16 protein-coding genes and 1 pseudogene are annotated in these 17,639 nt (G+C 62.8%); 10 read left to right on the forward strand and 7 right to left on the reverse strand.

Features of this window, described 5'->3' with window-relative positions; translation table 11 throughout:
- The first annotated feature begins 77 nt into the window (after positions 1 to 77).
- A complete protein-coding gene (locus AC0L3P_RS26390) occupies positions 78 to 851 on the forward strand; it encodes a thioesterase family protein (protein ID WP_275170881.1) in 774 nt (257 codons plus the stop codon).
- A 37-nt stretch (positions 852 to 888) separates the two neighbouring features.
- Here AC0L3P_RS26390 and AC0L3P_RS26395 read toward each other — a convergent pair.
- A pseudogene (locus tag AC0L3P_RS26395) lies at positions 889 to 2,449 on the reverse strand (AMP-binding protein).
- Positions 2,450 to 2,557: 108 nt separating this feature from the next.
- Between AC0L3P_RS26395 and AC0L3P_RS26400 the strand changes: the two are divergent.
- From AC0L3P_RS26400 to AC0L3P_RS26415, 4 genes are all read left to right on the forward strand, one after another.
- A complete protein-coding gene (locus AC0L3P_RS26400; protein ID WP_473306359.1) occupies positions 2,558 to 3,532 on the forward strand; it encodes an NAD(P)H-dependent flavin oxidoreductase in 975 nt (324 codons plus the stop codon).
- A gap of 140 nt (positions 3,533 to 3,672) precedes the next feature.
- A complete protein-coding gene (locus AC0L3P_RS26405; protein ID WP_007615367.1) occupies positions 3,673 to 3,921 on the forward strand; it encodes a hypothetical protein in 249 nt (82 codons plus the stop codon).
- A gap of 132 nt (positions 3,922 to 4,053) precedes the next feature.
- Positions 4,054 to 4,764, forward strand: coding sequence for a hypothetical protein (locus AC0L3P_RS26410; RefSeq protein WP_473306362.1), 711 nt, complete (start codon positions 4,054 to 4,056; stop codon positions 4,762 to 4,764).
- Between the two features lie 86 nt (positions 4,765 to 4,850).
- Complete coding sequence (locus AC0L3P_RS26415; protein WP_473306366.1) at positions 4,851 to 5,552, forward strand: hypothetical protein; 702 nt, start codon at positions 4,851 to 4,853, stop codon at positions 5,550 to 5,552.
- A gap of 100 nt (positions 5,553 to 5,652) precedes the next feature.
- Here AC0L3P_RS26415 and AC0L3P_RS26420 read toward each other — a convergent pair whose 3' ends face one another.
- Entirely contained in the window at positions 5,653 to 5,877 is a 225-nt protein-coding gene (locus tag AC0L3P_RS26420; protein WP_473306369.1) for a cysteine rich repeat-containing protein, read from the reverse strand.
- Positions 5,878 to 6,112: 235 nt separating this feature from the next.
- Here AC0L3P_RS26420 and AC0L3P_RS26425 point away from each other — a divergent pair, with 235 nt between their 5' ends.
- On the forward strand, positions 6,113 to 6,394 hold the full coding sequence (locus AC0L3P_RS26425; protein WP_473306371.1) for a hypothetical protein: 282 nt from the start codon (positions 6,113 to 6,115) through the stop codon (positions 6,392 to 6,394).
- A gap of 117 nt (positions 6,395 to 6,511) precedes the next feature.
- On the opposite strand, the gene AC0L3P_RS26430 is transcribed toward AC0L3P_RS26425, so the two are convergent.
- The 5 genes from AC0L3P_RS26430 to AC0L3P_RS26450 form a co-directional block, all read right to left on the reverse strand.
- Positions 6,512 to 8,449, reverse strand: a complete 1,938-nt coding sequence (locus AC0L3P_RS26430) for an ATP-binding protein (protein ID WP_473306373.1) — start codon at positions 8,447 to 8,449, stop codon at positions 6,512 to 6,514.
- On the reverse strand, positions 8,446 to 9,129 hold the full coding sequence (locus tag AC0L3P_RS26435) for a response regulator (protein WP_473306374.1): 684 nt from the start codon (positions 9,127 to 9,129) through the stop codon (positions 8,446 to 8,448). The genes AC0L3P_RS26430 and AC0L3P_RS26435 overlap by 4 nt, the downstream gene beginning before the upstream one ends.
- 115 nt (positions 9,130 to 9,244) lie before the next feature.
- A complete protein-coding gene (locus tag AC0L3P_RS26440) occupies positions 9,245 to 11,995 on the reverse strand; it encodes a DUF2235 domain-containing protein (RefSeq protein ID WP_473306376.1) in 2,751 nt (916 codons plus the stop codon).
- A 249-nt stretch (positions 11,996 to 12,244) separates the two neighbouring features.
- Positions 12,245 to 12,478 (reverse strand): hypothetical protein, encoded by a 234-nt coding sequence (locus AC0L3P_RS26445; protein ID WP_473306378.1) that lies wholly within the window; start codon positions 12,476 to 12,478, stop codon positions 12,245 to 12,247.
- Between the two features lie 158 nt (positions 12,479 to 12,636).
- Entirely contained in the window at positions 12,637 to 12,939 is a 303-nt protein-coding gene (locus AC0L3P_RS26450; RefSeq protein WP_473306380.1) for a hypothetical protein, read from the reverse strand.
- A 1,168-nt stretch (positions 12,940 to 14,107) separates the two neighbouring features.
- Between AC0L3P_RS26450 and AC0L3P_RS26455 the strand changes: the two genes are divergently transcribed.
- From AC0L3P_RS26455 to nbaC, 4 genes are all read left to right on the forward strand, one after another.
- A complete protein-coding gene (locus tag AC0L3P_RS26455) occupies positions 14,108 to 14,587 on the forward strand; it encodes a RidA family protein (protein WP_473306382.1) in 480 nt (159 codons plus the stop codon).
- A gap of 377 nt (positions 14,588 to 14,964) precedes the next feature.
- A complete protein-coding gene (locus AC0L3P_RS26460) occupies positions 14,965 to 16,530 on the forward strand; it encodes a 4-hydroxyphenylacetate 3-hydroxylase N-terminal domain-containing protein (protein WP_473306384.1) in 1,566 nt (521 codons plus the stop codon).
- A 5-nt stretch (positions 16,531 to 16,535) separates the two neighbouring features.
- On the forward strand, positions 16,536 to 17,063 hold the full coding sequence (locus AC0L3P_RS26465) for a flavin reductase (RefSeq protein ID WP_473306386.1): 528 nt from the start codon (positions 16,536 to 16,538) through the stop codon (positions 17,061 to 17,063).
- A gap of 40 nt (positions 17,064 to 17,103) precedes the next feature.
- A complete protein-coding gene (nbaC, locus tag AC0L3P_RS26470) occupies positions 17,104 to 17,637 on the forward strand; it encodes a 3-hydroxyanthranilate 3,4-dioxygenase (RefSeq protein ID WP_275170894.1) in 534 nt (177 codons plus the stop codon).
- Positions 17,638 to 17,639: the final 2 nt, after the last annotated feature.

Consider the following 17,639-nt stretch of genomic DNA (forward strand, 5'->3'; position numbering starts at 1 on the left):
GGCCTAGTGCGCAATTGCGCACGGGGGGCCGGGACGACAACTCTTGCTGAGCGCCGGATGTGCATCACGGAGAAACGATGACCCCCATCTACCGCGTCGACGGCGACAGCGTCGTCACCAGCCCGGATGCTGCGGGCCCGTGGGACCGGCGTATGCAGCACGGTTCGGCGCCGGCCTCGCTGGTGACGTGGGCGGCTGAGCGCATTCCGACGCCTGTCACGATGGACATCGCGCGCGTCACCATCGACCTGATGCGCCCGGTGCCGGTGGCGCCGCTCACGATCGCGACCGAAATCTTGCGCGAGGGCCGCAAGATCCAGCTCTGCGGGGTCAAGCTGCTCGCCGATGGCGTACAGGTGGTCGGCGCCACCGTGCTCAAGATCAAGCGCCAGGCGCTGACGCTGCCCGAGGATGTCAAGGCGCTGCCGGTTACGCTGCCGTCACCGGAGGACTCGCTGCTCGAGGACGGTCATGCCGCCACCAGCCCGTTCGTGCGCTCCGTCTCGATGCGCGCCGCGCGCGGCCGCTTCGGCCAAGCCGGCGCCGGCGCGATCTGGTTTCGCGTCGACCATCCCCTGATCGCAGGCGAAACGCTCTCGCAGGCGATGCGCGCCGTGGTCGCGGCCGATTTTTCCAACGGCACCGCCTCGACGCTCGATTTCCGCGCCTGGACCTACATCAACGCCGACCTCACCGTGAGCTTTGCGCGCCAGCCGGTCGGCGAATGGATCCTGCTCGACGGTGATTCCTGGATCGGCCCCGATGGTGTCGGGCTTGCGATGTCACGGCTGGCGGACCGGACGGGGTATTTTGGCCGCGCGGTGCAGAGCCTGGTGATCGAGAAGCGGTGAGGGGCGGCCTGAGACTGCGTGGCGTCCCGGGCAGGAGCTATCCCACCATCCGGTCCCGCCCGCTCCAGAATTCCCCGCGCAGCACTTTCTTGTCGACCTTGCCGACGCCGGTCATCGGCAAGTGCCTGACGAACTTGATCTGCTTGGGCGCGTGAGCCGAGCCCTTTCGCGTCCTCACCATGCTGATCAGCTCATCGGCATCGGGCGTAGCGCCCTCACGCGGCACGACGACGGCCGTAACGGCCTCACCCCATTTCTCGTCGGGGATGCCGACGACCGCAACCATGGCCACATCGGCGTGCTGTGACAGCACGTCCTCGATTTCCCGCGGAAAGATGTTGAAGCCGCCGGAGACGATCATGTCCTTCTTGCGGTCAAGGATGAACATGTAACCGCGTTCGTCCTTGCGCGCGATGTCGCCGGTATGAACCCATCCGTTCTTGAGCGTCTCGGCGGTGGTGTCGGGCCGCTTCCAGTAGTCCGCCATCGCATGCGGGGCGCGCACGCAGATCTCGCCGGCTTCGCCCGTCTTTACCTCCTGATCGTTGTCGTCGAGGATCCGGACCTCGCAGGCCGCGATCGGGAAGCCGCAGGACAGGAACAGTTCGGGCGCCTTGGGATCGTGATCCGCCTTGCGCAGCACCGAGATTGGATAGCATTCGGTCTGGCCGTAAAGCTGTGAGAACACCGGCCCGATTCGTTCGATGCCCTCGATCAGCCGGCTCGGCGACATCGCGGAGGCGCCGTAGAGCACCAGCTCGAGCGAGGAGAGGTCGGTCCTGCTGAATGCGGGATGTTCGAGCAGCACATAGATCATGGTCGGCACGAACAGAGTGAAGTTGATGCGCTCGCGCGCGATCGTCGCCAATACCGCCTCGGGATCGAAACCCTTCAGCATGTGCACGGTGCCGCCCCGCATCAAGATCGGCAGAACCTTGGTGCCGGCGACATGGCTGATCGGTGCCACCGCGAGGTAGCGTGCGCCATCGGGGATCTCGAAATCGGCGAGGATCGCGGCCGCGGCCCCGGCATTTTCGCTGGTAGCGCAACGCGCCCTTGGATTTGCCGGTCGTGCCACCGGTGTAATTCAGCGTGGAGAGATCGTCGGGGCCGGCGAGGCATTGCGCGCTGGCATGGCCTTCGATCTCGATCGCCTGCAAGAGATCGACGCCATAGTCGGCCGGTCCCACGGTGAAGACCGCCTTGAGCCAGCCCGCCTGCGCGGCGAGCTCGCCGCCGCGATCGCGGAAGGCGGCCGCATCGACCACCAGCACCTCGGCCTCGGAATCCTCGAGCTGGAACAATTGGTCTCCCTGCGACCCCAAAGGATGCAGCCAGGTGACGCAGAGCCGCGACAATTGCGCGGCGACGCCGGCGCACCAGGTGTCGGCGCGGTTCGCGGTGAGGAAGGCGACCCGCGCGCCGGGCTGCAATCCAAGCCGCATGAACACGCCTTGGATGCGCCCGATCAGGTCGATGGTGCCCTGATAGCTCAGCGATCCGCCGGGCCACGCGAACGCGGTTCGGCCCGGATAGCGCGACAGCGCCCGCAGCGCCTGCGCGCAAGTCGGGGACGATGCGTGGAGCGGATCGGACATATGTTTCCTCGCTGCTTTGTTATCGGCTTCTGGCGTGCCAATGTTTACCGCGACGCTAGCACAGGGAATGCGGGATGGAACGACAAAGCCCGCGCGAGGGAGGCATGCGTGACGTCAGATCGGCTGCAACGTTTCCACGGTCGTCTCGCCCCGCCGCTGATTGCCGCGCCGATGTTTCTGGTATCGGGCGTCGAGCTCATGGTCGCGGCCTGCCGCAACGGCGTGATCGGCAGCTTCCCCAGCGTGAATTGCCGTAGCACCGAACAACTCGATGAATGGCTCACTGACATCGAAGCGCGGCTGCGGCGGCATGAAGATCAAACCGGCCGAAAGGCCGCGCCGCTTTGTCCAAACCTGATCGTGCACCGCTCCAATGCACGGCTGGAGCAGGATCTCGCCGTGTTGCTGCAACACAGGCCGGAGATCGTCATCACTTCGGTCGGCTCGCCCACGCCGGTGCTCAAGCCACTGCACGATGCCGGCGCATTGGTGTTTGCGGATGTTGCCTCGATCCGCCACGCCGAACGCGCGGCGGAAGCAGGTGCCGATGGACTCGTGCTGCTCACTGCGGGCGCTGGCGGGCAGACCGGCTGGCTCAACCCGTTCGCGTTCGTCCGAGCGGTGCGCGCGTTCTACGATGGCATCATCGTGCTCGCGGGTGGCATCAGCGACGGCCACGCATTGCGCGCGGCCGAAGTGCTCGGCTGCGATCTCGGCTACATGGGCACGAAGTTCATCGCGACCCACGAGAGCATGGCGGACGAGCGTCACAAGCGAATGCTGGTCGACGGCAGCGCGGACGATATCCTGCTGACCACCGCGTTCACGGGACTTCAAACCAGCATGCTGAAGCCGTCGATCGTCGCCGCGGGGCTCGATCCCGACGACCTGCCGGCGCGCGGGTCCATCGACATCGCCAAGGACATCGACGTTACCGCACGGGAGAACCGGCCAAAGCGCTGGCGCGATATCTGGAGCGGTGGGCACTCGACATCCGGGGTGACCGATGTGCTCGCCATTGACGATCTCGTCGCACGGACCGTCGCCGAGTATCGAGGGGCGGGTGGCCGCGTCTCCCCGTGAAAATGCGGAGGCCGACAGGGCCCGTCGTCCCATCACCAGTTAATCGAGCGCTCCTCCGAAACCCCCACTTAACGGCAGATTAACCAACGCCCGGCAAGAATCCCTCTCACGGCGCCAATCAGGACCGAGAGGGACAGGCGATGGACTTCGACTTTCTCAACGCCAAGACGGCGGCTTCGCTGGACGAAATTCGCATTCGCGTAGCCCACGCTCTGGCCCGCCATCCGCTGTGCCGCAATGTGCGCTTCGACATCGTCAGCGTCCCCCGCACCCGCCGGGGCGGCAATTGGACAGTGGCGCTGCAGTCGGTCGAGCCGCGTGGAGTCTGGGAGGCGTCGGAGATCGTGGCCGACATCCAAGACGCTTACGATCTGGCGCTAGCTGCCTGATTTTGTTGAACTTTCTAGGCGATGTCGCCGTAGTCCGCGCGATTGCCGCCGCGATGGCACGGTTAAGCCTTAATTTTCGCCCAGTTTCCGGGCAGTGATCACGTGGACTTGAAGCCGGTTGCGGAGAGACGTTTGTCGAAAGCCATCACCATCGTCGTGTTGACCTGCTTCCTCGTCCTCGGCGCCGCCACCACCGCCATTCTCGGCCGCGACAGCGTGCCTAGCGTCAGCGCCGAAATGATCACGCAGGCGCCGGCAGCCAAGCCGCTTGCAACCAATCGGGCCGCCAAGGCCGATCGTCTGGTTCCGACGCTGGCGCTGGCCTCGGCCGCGTTCGACCCGGTCCAGGTTCCGGCCGACAAGCTCTCGCAAATGCCCGTGCTGACCGAGCCGCTGCGCCAGGCGTTTGCCGCCGCCACGCCATCCGATTTCCCGATGCCCAAGGGGAGCGTGAACGAGGCTCCGGCCGCTGCAGAGATTCCTGCCGTCGAAGTCCCGGCCAAGCCGAAGGTTGTCGCCAAGCCGCAGCCGCAGAAATCCTATTCGCTGCTGTCCGACGTGCAGATCGCGGGCATCAGGGACCGTCTGAAGTTGTCGTCGTCGCAGGAATATTACTGGCCGTCGGTCGAGACCGCGCTGCGCAACGTTGTCCGCAAGATCTCGGCAAACAAGCTGTCCAATCCGAACGTGCAGGGCGTGCCGATCGATCCCAATTGCGACGAGGTCCAGCAGCTGAAGTCCGCCGCGATGCCGCTGCTGTTCCAGCTGCGTGACGACCAGAAAGAGGAAGTGCGCAAGCTCGCCCGCATCATCGGGCTGGAGAAGGTTGCACAGCAGATTTGACGCGCAAGTTCCTTCCAGAACTGCGCCCGTATCGGGAACATCCGGCAATCGACAAGCGTTGCCCGCTCCAAAGAGGGAGTGGACCTATGCGCGCCTCGACAGCCTATTTCGTCGGTGCAGGAACCATCGTCGCAGCCATCGCCATTGGTCTCGGCGGCGGCATTGTCGCCGGCAATATCATGAATCCGGTCTCGCCCAAGCAGGGGCCTGATACCAGCAAGATCGCGCAGCGCGCCGACGCCAAGCCCGTTACGACGAACGCGCCATCCGAGAGCCTGCAATATCTCACCGGCTCGCAAGCCTTCGGGGCCATTGTCGCCGCGCCAGCGCAGGCCGAAGCCAAGGCCGAGTCCAAGCCTGAGGCAAAGTCCGAAGCGGTGAAGCCCGACACGCAGACCACTCAGGCCAACGCTGAGCAGCCAGCGCAACAGCCTTCGCAGGCGGCTGCGGTGGAGCCGCCGAAACCGGCACCGGCATCGCCTCCGCAAGTCGCAAAGCCTGCCGAGCGACAAGCATCGACAGAGCCATCATCCACACCCGACAACGCCTATGCCAAGGCCAGGGATTCTGACGTCAAACGCGCCATGTCTGAACGGCGCCGGACGGAGCGCCGTGAGCGCTGGGCCGAGCGCCACCATTACGATTCCCGCGAGCCGCGTGGGATGCGCGACCGCACCGATTGGGACGACGTCGCGCGCAACATCCGCGAGGATTCCGATGCGCGCGATGTCGCCAGCCGGCCGCGCAGCGGCTTCCCGCAGATCAGGCTATTCGGCGACGACGATTAGCATCCATCCTCGCCATCGCGCACGACTTACGAACGGTGCATCGACGTCTAAGGCCTGACGGCATTGGCGCCGGCGAGATTTTGCCGCGAACGGCGACCACTCACCCGCCGTGCGACTCAACGACCTTGCGGCAGCCATCCGAAAGCTTCGACTTGTTCTCGCGCAGGCAGGCATTCATCTGCGGCGGCTTGCCGATGTGTTCGGCGCAGAATTTGCTCGCGTCGCTTCGGCAGGTCATCTGCTCCTGGGGCGTCGGACCGGATTGTGCAGCGGCGGTCTGGGTGGTAGCGGCGAGCAGCAGCACGGCAAGAACCGAAATCTTCATAAAGCACCTCCTTGGGAATGTCGTTGGTCCCGCCTGGGATCAAGCGGGCCGGACCATCTCGCGAGGGCCGGGCGCAGGTCCATGCCATGTTCATGGCATCGGCCAGTCCGCCCCGCCGCCGTACCCCCATTTTCATGGCATGTATCAGCGCGCCGTCTTTTGTCATTCAGGCTGCACGTCGGCTGCGAGACCCGGTGATTGCATCGGGACGCCGAACGGGAAGCAGGAGAGCAAGATGTCGAAAAGAGCGGGAGCGCTGAGCGCCGGGCTGACGATTTTGGCGCTGGCAGGTGCGGCGATAGTTTCGCTGGGCACGAGCCCGGCGCAGGCGGTGGTTTATTGCAAGACAGTCGGCATACCCAAGGGCTGCGTGGTGCGGCCGACAGCGGCAGTGGTGGTTGCGCCGGCCGCCGCGGTCGCGGTTGCGACTCCCGGGGTCGGTGCGCCCGGGGCCGGCGTGCGCGCAGGCACGCCGATGAATCGCGGTGGTCCGGTCAATCGCGTCGGCGTGCGCTGAGAAAGACGAAAGAGTTCGGGCGAAGGAGCATTGCGGACGAACCCCCCGTCCTCCGCAGGCAAATCATCCGGCCCGTCCCTCTCTCCGCGCGCCCCACACGTTCGGAGAGGGGGCTTTTCAGCCGACGGCGGCATCGCTGTCGGGGAAAATCTGCGGCAATTGTAACCGCACACGCGTGCCTGACGAATCTGAACTCAGATCTAGCGTCGCCCCGCAGCGCGCGGCACGGCTCCCCATGTTGCGAAGGCCCCGCCTGGTCTGGCTCGCGTCGGCGGCCCCGCCGCTGCCGACCGGCACAGAACGGTTCGCAAAGCCCTTGCCGTCATCCGCGATCCTGATCACACCGTACGGTCCCTGACCTTCGTCGACCGTCTCGATGGTGACCGCGATGCGGCGGGCGTCTGCGTGCTTGACTGCATTGGTCACGGCCTCGTCGAGGATGCGAACGATCTGGATGACATGCCACGGCCTGAGCTCGGGATGCAGCGGCAGCCCCTGCGGCGTCGCCACGTGCCAGTCGAGCGCGATGTCGTGCGGTCGCAATTGCGCGGTCGTGCGCTCGCGCCAGGAGCCGAGCGCGAGCATCAAGTCGCCGCCGATGTCGTCCATGGAATCGATGACGAGGCGGAGGTCCTTCAGCGCGGCGCGGGCGGCGTCGGTGATCGTCGCGCCCTCGTGGCCACGCTCGGACAGTGCCACGATGCTGATGAGCTGGCCGCCGAGGCCGTCATGCAGGTCGCGCATCAGCCGCGTGCGCTCATTGGCGAGCGCGGCGGCCCGTGCACGCTCCTCCTCGCGGGCAAAGCTCGCCTTCAGCCGCTCCTCGGCCTCGCGAACGCGCGTCACGAGCTGGCCGGCAAAGCTGTCGACCTGGTTCAGCGCGCGCGCGAACCGCCAGGTCAGGCCGGCGCCGATCGCGACCAACATCGCCGAATAGGACAGGCGCGAGAGGAAGATGCGCTCGTCGGTTACGATCTCGAACACCGATAGCATGTCGTGGACCCAGCAGATCAGCACGATAGTCACCGCGCAGCCGAGCGTGAAGCTTGCCGCGTCCTGCCGCCGCACCACCGCGGCAGCTGTGACACAGGCCATCAGGATCAGGCAGAGCCCGACGGTGGGAATGCCAAGCACGAGAAACAGAATGCGCGGCAGCGGCGGGCCGGCGATCAGCCCGACACCGAACACGACGAACCCCGGCGCGAACAGCAGCATGCCGTAACGCGGCCAGCGCCAGCCGAAGAACAGCACGCCGAAGACGACCACCAGGGCACTCTCGATTGGCGCAGACGCGAGCAACACCGCGGCGAGCCGGGACGTGTTGACGGGCGGCACCGGTGGCGGCGCGAAGGCCTGCACCACGCCGAGTACCATCGCCACGGCCAGCACGCCGTAAACCGGCTCGCGGCGGCGCATCAGCCACATGATCGCCAGGATGACGGCGAGGATCGACTGCCAGGCGGAGAACACCACGGGCAACGTGACGAACATCAGCGTGCGTGTCTCGTAGGCGGGCCGCAAGGCGGCATCCGGCCCGATATAGACGGTGTCGAGAAAGCCCTTGAGCGGTCCCCAAACCAACAGTCGCACCGTGATCTCATTCGCGCCCTCGCGCAGCAGCGAGGACGGGATCGACCCGATCTGCGGGGTGTTGCGGTCGGGCCGATTGGCGTTGGCATCGCGTCGGGAATCCAGGACGACGACGCCGTTGATTGCGACTTCCACCGCGTTGCTGAAGCGCGGCAGGAATACCGACCATCCCGACGCCACATCGCCGCGGCGGAACGTGAAGGCGCCGGTGTAGAGCGGCGGGTCGGCCAGGGAGTAGCGTGACGATGTGAAATGGGGCAGCATCACGGGACGCGCCACGCCGTCCTCGCGCAGCGAGAATTCGCTCAGCGCAAAGTCGTCGGGGTCGCTGGGCTGGAGCAGCCGCAGCCCGAGGATGGTCGCGACCAGTATCAGCGCCTGCAGCAGCAGATAGGGTACGAGGCGCGAGACCAGCAGCCGGCGCCGCGCGGGTTTGACCGGTGCCTTCGCCGCGATCTCGCTCACAGCTTGATCAGGCCCTGCTGTACCGCTTCGAACACCGCTTCGCTGCGGGTATGCACTTCGAGCTTGCGATAGATATTCTTGATGTGGCCGGGCACGGTCTGCCTGGAGAGGCCGAGATGGCTCGCGATCTCGGCGTAGCTGAAACCTTTGGCGATGCCCCAGAGGATGTCGATCTCGCGTGGGGTGAGCCTTGCGGTGTTGAGCGCGAGACCCGGCGGAGGCTCGGCCGCATTCTGCGCGGTACCTTGCGTTCTGCGCACGATGAAGCGGGCGATCGAGGCCGAGATCGGCGAATGGCCGGCGACCAGATCGCGCACGGTGGTGGCGATATCCGTGGGGAACGCATCCTTCAGGAGATAGCCGGTGGCGCCGACCGTGATCGCGGAGATCACGCTCTCCTCGTCGCCGAGCGCCGAGATCACCATGATCTCGGTGTCGGGAAAGCGTTGCCTCGTCTCGCGGATCAGCTCGACGCCGTGGCCGTCGGGTAGCCGCAGATCGGTGAGCAGCACGCGCGGCGCCCGCTCGCCGAGTCCGGCGCGGGCCTCTGCGAGCGTGCCGGCGCTGCGCACCTCGTAGCCGGCCTTGACCAGCGCGTCCTGGAGCCGCCAGCAGGTCGGCGCATCGTCCTCGACGAGGAGGATGGTGATGGTTTCACCCGTCTCGCCCTGTTCGGTCATGATCATCGTCCTGCACCGCGTGTCCCCCGCGGCGCAAGGCCAAGTTTAGCCGCGGTGCGGGCGCCGCGACACCCATAATCATGGGGGCGCAGAAAACCTCGTACCCCGGATGCCGCTATTTATTTGCCGGCGGTGGGCCCGACTGGTCCGGTGGCAGTGGTAGCGCAGGTAACCGCTGAAGCGTGATCCGAGCCGTGCCGCTATTGTTCTTATAGTACTGGTCGTCCGGTCCGAAATAAGAGGCAGCTTTTGCCGGTAATAGCCATCCGAGCAAGCGCGGATAGATCTGTACGGCGTCATTGACGTAGAAGAACACTTCGCCGGAATCCGGCGCCACGAATTCGGCAACCATCCGGCTCGCCAGCTTCTCTGTGTCCCAGACCTTGCGCGTTGTGTCGCTTTGCGGAAGCGCATCGAACGGGCCCATATCAGCCACCTCGGCCTGCAGCTGTTTCAGTTTGGCCGTGTCCGCGGGGTCTGGCAGCCCCGCGACGTCCTCGAGGTTGACGGGATATCTCGATTGCCTCGTGTCGTTCTCGATGGGCGTTGTCGGATTCACGCGCCGTGGCAGTTCGTCACCTGGCATGACATTCACGGCTTGCAGCGGCAGATCGTTCATCCCCTTCGTGCCGATGCGGACGACGGGCTGGAACCAGTCCGCGCCGAGCAGCCGACGGGTCGGCCAGGCGAGGTAGTGGCGCCATCCATACGTCCTGAAGCCGTTCACTCCCGTCATGATGGTGCGATCGAACCATGGATCTTCCATCTCGATCCAGACGCGGTATTTGCGATTTTTCTCGATTGCGAGCCCGCTCCAATGACAGAAATCATTCGTGTGAAAGGTCTCGGCGGCATCGAGAGGCTGGTCGAGGACAGGTCTTCCCGTCGCTTGCTTTCCGCCCTCACCGGTTGCGGGCGGTGCGCATACAGTTCCCAGCGCGACGCGCCCGGTGAACACGCTGTTGCAGGCGACGACGATCGTCGATCCGAAGATGGCGAGCAGGAAGGCTGCTGGCATCAGCCTTCTGGCGAAAAGCGTGCGAACCGGTCCCGCATTCTGTCGCATCCAGCGTCCGAACCTGAGCAGGAAGCCCGGCTGTTTGCTATGATGCCCGTGTTCCGGGTGCGTGCGGCTGCTCCATGCCAGTCGTGCACGCTCCTGAATCAGGTCGCGCAGCTCGCCGTTCTTGAGCCACACCCACAATGTGATCACGACGATGAGTGAGGTCAGGGATGGATAATAAAGCGCGATGTCGAGCCAAGGGGCCGCATAGGATGGCAGCACATTTCTAAGGAGGTTCACGAACGGCGCAATGACGGCCCCGATATACCAATCGATGTTTGTAATGATCGCCAGGAAGAGCGACCCTTCGAATACGGTGTCCTTCGAAGTGCCGACCAGAGTACGCGCGATCGCGGGCCAGAGCGCGACGACGCCGACCATGAAGAGAAGCGCAAAATAGGCCACGCGTCGCCACCACACGGTGTCGCGCGTACGCCGCGCCATCTCGGCATCCGGCGTCTTCATGGTCGTGAATGCCTCGGCTTCGCTCTCGCGGCGCGGGCCCCTAGCTTTCTCGAGATAGGCGTCCTTCATAGCCGCGCGCACTTCGTGCTCGATGAGCGGCCTGGTGTCTCCGTTGGGCAACGTCACCCAGGCGCTGGCAGGGAGCATGATGGGCGCATAGTTGTCGCAGCCGTGCAGCATGCGTTCGACGACGGCGAGATGCACGACCGGCGGGCCGCCGTTCTCGGCGCCTTCGAGTATCGGCCGCGGGCCGTAGCGATACAGTACCGCGGCTCCGCTGCGTGAATCGTGCATCGGCCCGATCGCGGACTGGTACTCGCGGAAATGCTCGATCGTACCGTTCTGGAAGCGGAGCCGGCCGTCGAGCTGATCAGCCATCCAGACCAGGGGCACAAAGGACAGCGTGGATTCCGGATAGCCGCCGCCGATGTCGGAATGGACGCCGGTGAACCACACCTCCTCGACCGTCTGGCCGGGCGCCAAATGGCTCTGGTCGATCCGCAACGGATGGAAGGTGGTGCGCTCGTCGTCCAGCGCCAGCGCATGCGAGATGTGCTTCACCTTGCGCGAGGGCCGATGATTGCGGAACGAGATCGGCCAGATCGCCCAGTCGATCGCGACGCGCAGCTCCTCGATCGGGACGCCGAAGGCCTCGACCGTGTCGAATAGCCCGAGAAATTCGATGTCGATCTCCTTGCGGCCGTTCATCGCCGCGCGGACATCGGCGTACGTGCGATGCCGGAAGATCGCATGATAGAGATAGAGCAGAGCATCGCGGATGAAGCGCGCGATCCAGATCGTCGGCAGGCTCTTCTTCAACGGAACGGTGCCGCGGCGGTATTCCCGCCACGCGGCCATGGCGTTGCGCTCCATCTCCGCGTGAGACACCGGCGTATCGTCGATCTCCGCCGGCACCAGGCCCTGGCTCGCGATCAGCGACGCCAGCGTGCGCGCGGTGAAGGCGCCGCGGCTGAAGCCGAAGATGTAGATCTCGTCGCCCTCGCGCCAGTTCCAGCACAGGAAACGGTAGAGCTTGCGGACGTTGCCGGGCACGCCGATGCCCGTGGCACCGTCGATCGCGGCGAGCGGCGCCCAGCCGGCGGTGCCGACGCCCTTGATGTAGTGGGCAATCTGGTCCGGCTGGGTGTGGTCGAGCGCCTCGTAGAGTCGCCAGACGCTGGATTCCTGGGCGGTAAACGCATTGCCGGTGCCGTCGGCGAACAGCACCAGCTTGCGTTTTGCCGGGATGGCGGTGGTCGTCGCGTCGGAATGAATCTCGATATGCGCGCGTTCTGGTCCGGCAGAATCGGCGTTCGGCGCGCCATCATGGTGCGGCATGAGCCCCTCCGGCAATGCGACGGGGACGCGCTTCAGGCCCGAGCCGGGCAGCACCCCCCAAAATCAATCAATGGTGGCAATGGCTGGCGTCGTGAAAATGCAGGTGCATTCTGCACACAATCCCGCTGAGGTAGCAAGCAGGAACGCGCCGCCGCGGGACGATATGGGTGAAGCAGGCCAGTGATACGGCGTTGCTCGCCCTGGGTTGATGGGCTGGCGAGATCCGCGCGTCCGTCCAGGATGGCCCCTCTACGAAGCCTCTCCCCGCGGCGGCGGATATCGTCGGGCCAGCGCCGACAACGGCAAGTGTCGCTCGCCCTCCGGCAGCTCCAGATAGGCGAGCACGAGCGGCCGTTTCCAGTCACCGACGCCGAAATCCATCGCCATCCATTTCTGCGGTTCGGAGCCCTCGAGACCGCGCACCCAGACGAAATAGCGGGGGAGATCGTCGGCTTCCGTTTCCGTCGCGCGTCTCCTGGCCATCGAAGCTGCTCGCTGCATCAATACATGTTGCCCCACGATATAGGGACTGGCACGGCGAAGTCGAACCGGCGAGAGAGGGGATGCCGGAAAGCACGCGGCCCTCTCCTGGCGAAGTGTCCCAGGGATGCGGATGCGAGCCGTACGGCCGCCCGCTCTCGTCACTGCCAGAGTTCGCAGGTCGCAACCCGGTTGATGTCCGCGAGCCGCCGGCTGGTGTCGCCCTCGAGGTCGAGGCTTGCGACCAACGTCAGCAGGCGATGATAGGCATCGTCAGCGACCGCGACGGGCAGCGGGGCCTCATCGAACGTCTCGACATAGCTGCCGACGAGACCGCTCAATAGACGGCACAGGCCGCGCTGTTCGGGGTCATCGCGGCCGAGCGTCTCGAGCTTTTGCTGAAAGATACGGAAGGTCCGCAGGCCGTGGTGCTGTTGCGAAAGCCACGTGTGCAGGTCGTTCATATAAGCTCCTTCGAATTGCGGAAGAAGCTACCGGTTTATACAGGTGGGATGTGACGATTGCTAGGTAAGGGAAAGTCGAGACAGTCCGTCTTCGCCGAGAGGCTTCGCCGGACACGCTTCACCCTTTCGGGCTTGGCGCGGGCTGCGCCACGCGAAGCCCGAAAGGGCGAAGCTGGTGCCCCTGGCCGACAATCGCCTAGTCGAATAACGAGTTGAATTTGCGATGGTGTTAGTCGCCGATTGCTGCGGATACCAACAGGAATACCAACAAGACTACGGACGGCAGTAGCTCGCAAAAACAAATCAGCAAGCGCTCGGCAGCAGGCAGGGCCCCATGCCGTTCCGGTCTCCACAATCGCCGACCGGAATCGAACCCGGCTCAGACTCGAAATCTTTGGAGGAGGCAGGCGAGCGCTTACTCAGCAGCTTTCAGTCTTCTTCGAAGTGGAATGATTGAAAATCGTGAGTTTGACTCCCACTCCCCTCCGCCATTTGAACGATTTTGTGCGCCAACCTACGATTTTGAACTGCTTCCTGCGCCATAGAGCGCTATTGGCCTTCGACGCCTGCGCGGGGCGCGATAATGCAGGAATCGATGCCCACCCAATGATGGCTCAGGCCCAAAATGCGATCGTGCGATCAGTACGGCCGGATACTTATTGTTCAGGTCTCAAAAACTTCGTCGCAGCGCCCAGCGTCGTTTCTGGTGCGATACGCTTCGGAGTTGCAAAGGACCGCTTGTGGCGCCAAGCGGCCGTTCGTACGCAGACATTCGGCCCGCGACTGATAAGGACACATCACTTTGAAACCAGGCTTGGGAAGGGGCCCACAGTATCACGCACTTCATTGCGCCGTGTGGGTCTACTTCGAGACATTCAAGAGCTGGCTCTTCGCTATAGAGCTGGCCAGAAAAGCCTATCTCAGCCTGCCTCGGTGGCTTTCGGTAGAAAGGAGTGATTTCAGCCATTTGTTTAAATTCGACAACGGTCGGTGAGCACCGGTTTCCCGGTTGAGTGAGCGAGCTGTCTCCGGCGCGTGTAAGTGGTTAGCGTATTTTCACAAATGGTTGTTGTGCAGGCCCCATTCCACCCGTCCTATTCACCGGCCCTGCTGTTGCAATGCGACTCCGGGCCTTTAGAGGAAGTGAATGCACTAAGGGAGATAGAGGATGCTCGTCCGTCTCATGACATCGCTGATGATGGTTGCCCTACTAAGTTGCGTGGAGGCTTCGGCTCAGGTGCAAGCGGATTTTAGGAAGGAGAGTTTCAATTACAGTGAATGGACTAAGGGCAAGTTCTCGGAGGTCGTGACCGTCACAAACGCGAGCAAGTTCATTTTCCTTTCTGGGACAGGGGCTGAGCGCGAGGGGGACGGCGAGATCCTGTTTCGCGACGACTTCATGGCGCAATGCAAATACGCGTACTCAAAGATCAAGAAGGCCCTGCAGGCACAAGGCGCCACAATGAACGACGTGGTACGGCTCGTTACCTACACCACCGACGTAAGGTTCTTTCAGGATGCGCTGAAATGCAGAGCGGATGCTTTCGGGAGTGCTCCAATCCCCGCCTCCACCTTCTTGGTCGTCAGTCAGCTCGCGTGGCCTTTCATGAGCATAGAAATCGACGTAACGGCCGCCCTTGGAAAATAGTGCTCGGCTCTCTGTCAACGGCTTGGTCGCCACCAACAGTCGGACGTGATTCTCGTGACGACTGCCCTGTCAGTCGGTGTTGCTCGATGTGCCCCATGCCCTCCGCGCTGTTTTGCCATCGATGAAATCGGTCCGTCTATCGACCGAAGGCTGGGACATTGAGCGGACGGTATTCACCACACCAAGTCGTTTGACGTATGCGGTCTTTGCATTGCTGATTTGTTGTAGTTGCTGAGGGATCAAACCGAATTTGGTACGCGTCTGCGTGCTGCGGTTCTATGGGGCCCGGTTTTGAGAAAATGGTCGTTGTGGCGATAAGACGTGTCCTGCACTGTTTCGGTCTCGGATCGAAGGACCAACAAGCTGGGAGTTGAGCGATGAACGCTAGGCCGGAAGACGTCGTCAAGAATCTGGGCCGGCCGTTTACCGGTGCCGAGTATCTTGAGTCTCTGCGAGATGGCCGGGAGGTCTGGATTTACGGTGAGCGGGTCAAGGATGTCACCAAACATCCCGCCTTCCGAAACTCCGCTGTATCGGTGGCTAAGCTCTACGATGCTCTGCATGACGACCGGACCAAGGGCATTCTCACGACCGAGACCGACACAGGATCCAAGGGTTACACCCATCGCTTCTTTCGCTATGCGCGATCTCGCGAAGATATGCTGGCGCAACGCGACGCCATCGCGGCTTGGTCGCGGATCACATATGGCTGGATGGGCCGAAGCCCCGACTACAAAGCGAGCTTCACAAGCACGCTCGGCGCAAACGCCGAATTCTACGGCAAGTTCGCCGACAACGCCCGTGCCTGGTATGGCCGCGCGCAAGAGGCCGTTCCGTTCATCAATCACACGCTGGCAAATCCGCCGATCGACCGAAACAAGGCCGCCGATCATGTAAAGGATGTCTATGTCAGCGTTCAGAAAGAGACTGACGCCGGCATATACGTCTCAGGTGCCAAGGTGGTCGCAACGTCATCCGTCATCACGAACTACAATTTTCTCGGCCAGAACATGGCGGCCGAGATCACTGACGATAGCTTGGCTGTAATGTTTATGGTCCAGATGAACACGCCCGGCGTCAAACTTATATGCCGTCCGTCCTACGAGCTTAGTGCGGCTGCCACGGGCTCTCCGTTCGACTATCCCCTGAGCAGTCGGTTCGACGAAAACGATTCGATTTTCATCTTCGATAACGCCTTCATCCCGTGGGAAAACGTGTTCGTATATCGTGATATCGAGATGCTCAAGAAGTTCTATCCCCGTTCGGGCTTCTTGAACGGCTTTACTTTCCATGGTTGTACCCGATTGGCCGTCAAACTGGATTTCGTAATCGGGTTGCTGCAGAAGGCGCTGCGCGCTACGGGCGTCGAAGAGTTTCGCGGAATCCAGGTTCAGATGGGTGAGATCGTGGGATGGCGCAACCTTTTCTGGGCGCTCACCGATGCCATGGCGGGAGCTCCGGACAAGTGGGTGGGAGATGCCTACCTGCCGAACATCAAGGCAAGTACATCCTATCGCATCTTCGCCACAGAAGCCTACCCGGCCATCAAGTCGATCGTTCAGCAGATCGTAGCCTCTGGCTTGATCTATATCCCTTCGAGTTCTCGAGATTTCAAGAATCCGGAAGTCGATAAGTATCTCGCGAGATATGCTCGCGGCTCGAACGGGGTCGACTACAAGGAGCGTATCAAGATCATGAAAGCTCTTTGGGACGCTGTAGGCTCCGAGTTCGGAGGTCGCCATGAACTGTACGAACGAAACTATGCCGGCAACAACGAGGCCATCCGGATGCAGGCGCTCATGCACGCGAAAGGCTCGGGCGCCTTAAAGGAGATGGAAGCGCTCGCGACCGCCTGCCTCAGCGAGTACGACGAAAATGGCTGGCGCGACTCTGCATACTATAACAACGACGACGTCTCCATCCTAAACCGCATTGCGGGATAATGCACATGTCGATCGACAAAAAGTCCTTTCGGAATGCAATGGCTCGCCTAGGTGCTGCCGTCTCGGTGGTCACGACCGACGGGCCGGGAGGCAAATGCGGCTTCACGTGCACAGCAGTATGTTCCGTGACCGACGAGCCTGCCACGCTGTTGGTCTGCATCAACCGCAGCAGTCAAATGAATCCCGTCTTCAAGAAGAATGACGTCTTCTGCGTCAATGTCCTGAGCGCCGAAGAGGAGCATTTGTCGGGCATTTTCGCAGGGTCCACGGGAGTCGCCATGGGAGAGCGTTTCTCGGACGGAACCTGGGGCACGCTCACGACCGGCGCGCCGGCGCTGTTGGACGCGGTCGAAGCGCTAGACTGCCGGGTAATCGACATCAAGGAAGTGGGAACCCATACGGTTCTATTCGGGCGTGTTGACGCCGTCAGCTTCCACGAGAGTCCGAAATCGCTGATCTATCTGAACAGACAATATCACTCGTTGCCGATCGCTCTTTCGGTCGAGCGGCAGTTGTCCCGCGCAGTCGTCTGAAATGGCTCAGTAGTCTGCAACCGAAAGCGGAGATCGTGCAATGCACAGCGCGCTCAAAAATTTGCCCATTAACCTGGACGCTTGGATCGAGAAGAACAAGGACACGCTGAAACCACCGATCGGCAACCGACAGTTCTGGAAGGGCGACTGGCAAAATCTTATGGTGATGATGGTCGGAGGACCGAACTATCGTCCAGATTACCACGATGATCCCGGCGAGGAGCTGTTCATTCAACTCCGGGGCGATGTTACGCTGAACCTGATTGACCCGGTGACGCGCGTCCGAAGCCAGGTAGTTGTCCGGGAGGGCGAAATATACCTCCTGCCTTCGCACGTTCGGCATTCCCCGCAACGTCCCGAGGGCTGCATCGGTCTCGTCATCGAACGTTACAGGCAACCCGGCGAGGTCGATGCGTTAGAATGGTACGACGAGGCCGGCAATCTTGAGTTCAGGGGAGAGTTTCTGATCGAAAATATCGAGGAAGACCTAGCCATGGTCCAAGCCGCTTGGGCGGAGTGGAAACAGCACAATGATCGTATCGTGCCGACCGTCTGGCGAGCCGGAGCTATCTAGGA

Source organism: Bradyrhizobium sp. WSM4874 (assembly GCF_055811835.1).

Bases quoted from the DNA above. Each gene is read 5' to 3' on its own strand.
- AC0L3P_RS26390 (WP_275170881.1), top strand. From the start codon at position 78: ATGACCCCCATCTACCGCGTCGACGGCGACAGCGTCGTCACCAGCCCG.
- AC0L3P_RS26405 (WP_007615367.1), top strand. From the start codon at position 3,673: ATGGACTTCGACTTTCTCAACGCCAAGACGGCGGCTTCGCTGGACGAA.
- AC0L3P_RS26415 (WP_473306366.1), top strand. From the start codon at position 4,851: ATGCGCGCCTCGACAGCCTATTTCGTCGGTGCAGGAACCATCGTCGCA.
- AC0L3P_RS26420 (WP_473306369.1), bottom strand. From the start codon at position 5,877: ATGAAGATTTCGGTTCTTGCCGTGCTGCTGCTCGCCGCTACCACCCAG.
- AC0L3P_RS26425 (WP_473306371.1), top strand. From the start codon at position 6,113: ATGTCGAAAAGAGCGGGAGCGCTGAGCGCCGGGCTGACGATTTTGGCG.
- AC0L3P_RS26435 (WP_473306374.1), bottom strand. From the start codon at position 9,129: ATGACCGAACAGGGCGAGACGGGTGAAACCATCACCATCCTCCTCGTC.
- AC0L3P_RS26440 (WP_473306376.1), bottom strand. From the start codon at position 11,995: ATGCCGCACCATGATGGCGCGCCGAACGCCGATTCTGCCGGACCAGAA.
- AC0L3P_RS26445 (WP_473306378.1), bottom strand. From the start codon at position 12,478: ATGGCCAGGAGACGCGCGACGGAAACGGAAGCCGACGATCTCCCCCGC.
- AC0L3P_RS26450 (WP_473306380.1), bottom strand. From the start codon at position 12,939: ATGAACGACCTGCACACGTGGCTTTCGCAACAGCACCACGGCCTGCGG.
- AC0L3P_RS26455 (WP_473306382.1), top strand. From the start codon at position 14,108: ATGCTCGTCCGTCTCATGACATCGCTGATGATGGTTGCCCTACTAAGT.
- AC0L3P_RS26460 (WP_473306384.1), top strand. From the start codon at position 14,965: ATGAACGCTAGGCCGGAAGACGTCGTCAAGAATCTGGGCCGGCCGTTT.
- AC0L3P_RS26465 (WP_473306386.1), top strand. From the start codon at position 16,536: ATGTCGATCGACAAAAAGTCCTTTCGGAATGCAATGGCTCGCCTAGGT.
- nbaC (WP_275170894.1), top strand. From the start codon at position 17,104: ATGCACAGCGCGCTCAAAAATTTGCCCATTAACCTGGACGCTTGGATC.